Here is a 1099-nt window from a genome sequence, read left to right as displayed (position 1 = left end):
CCTGTGTCAGGCGGCGACGCGCACGACGGCGCAGTTGATCCGGGCCTGCCCGCTCATGCCCTTCTGCGTCGAGGCCGAGCGCGCGCGGTCGCGCACATTCGCGACCTTGCCGTGGAAATACGAGATCTCGCCGTCCGGGTCGGTGATCTTGAAGGACACGTCGTCGTTGGTGTTGTTCTTCGCGATCAGCAGATCCCGACCGGCATCGGAGCTGTCGCTGCGCAGGAAGGTGAAGTCCGAGGTGCCGCCGTCGACCGCGCCGTTGGTGTGCAGCACCCGGCCCTTCAGCGTGGTCTCGGTCGAGTCTTCCGAGGTGTCGCCGATCTCGCCCCATTCGAGGATCTCGCCGACCTCGGCAAAGCTCATCGAGCCGAAGCCCGTGGCGTCGATCGTGGCGGGCTTGCCCGCGGCCACCTCGATGGTGGCGCCGATATAGGTCATGTTGGTCATGGTCAGCCTTTCTTCTCAGTGCCCGAGGTCTCGGGCGTTGCGGTCTTCGCCGGGGCGGCAGCCGTGGCCGCGGTCCCGGTGATCTCGATCGTCTTCGCGGCCAGCCGGCCGCGCAGGACGTTGCGGTTGTCGACGATGTCCAGCACGGACTGGTCGATCTCGACCGCCTTGCCGGCGGGCAGCCTGTGGCCGCTCGGAAGGGTCACATCGCCCTTCCCCAGGTTGGTGACTTTCGGCATCTCGCCTCCTCAAATGACGAGGCCCCGCACGCCGGCGGGGCCCCGGAACGCCCCGGCCGCGGAATTGCGGCCGGGGCAAGGAGCTTTCGCCCTCAGCCGCCGATCGGGCGGCGGTACTCGATCCCGAAGCTCACGACGACGGTGCCGATCCGCTGCTCGCCCTCGCCGTTGAGCGTGGTGGTGATGTCCTCGGGCAGGCAGCGGATGCCCTCGGCCAGCATCGCGGCCGTCACGCAGGCCTCGATCGCGTCGGCATCGAGGTCGATCTCGTCCTCGAGCTCGGCCGCGCCGAGGCGCTTGGCCACCACCTGCAGCCGCAGCGTGCGCTGCGCCTGCTTGAGCGTCAGCGGCGCCACCCGCTCCTGCGGCGTCACCACGCCGATCACCGGCAAGAGCTCGGCATTGATGCC

3 protein-coding genes are annotated in these 1099 nt (G+C 69.1%); all 3 read right to left on the bottom strand.

Annotation, left to right across the window (positions count from 1 at the left end; genetic code table 11):
- Positions 1-6: 6 nt before the first annotated feature.
- Entirely contained in the window at positions 7-450 is a 444-nt protein-coding gene (locus DYS74_RS18420) for a hypothetical protein (protein ID WP_121535068.1), read from the bottom strand.
- Between the two features lie 2 nt (positions 451-452).
- Positions 453-689 (bottom strand): hypothetical protein, encoded by a 237-nt coding sequence (locus DYS74_RS18415; RefSeq protein WP_121535067.1) that lies wholly within the window; start codon positions 687-689, stop codon positions 453-455.
- A 92-nt stretch (positions 690-781) separates the two neighbouring features.
- On the bottom strand, positions 782-1099 hold a 318-nt coding region (locus tag DYS74_RS18765), incomplete at its 5' end, for a hypothetical protein (RefSeq protein ID WP_121535066.1).

It is taken from the genome of Paenirhodobacter hankyongi, from assembly GCF_003664585.1.
In the GTDB taxonomy this organism is placed as follows: Bacteria; Pseudomonadota; Alphaproteobacteria; order Rhodobacterales; family Rhodobacteraceae; genus Rhodobacter; species Rhodobacter hankyongi.
Note: the sequence above shows the minus strand (reverse complement) of the source record. Positions and strands in the feature narration are given on the sequence as shown.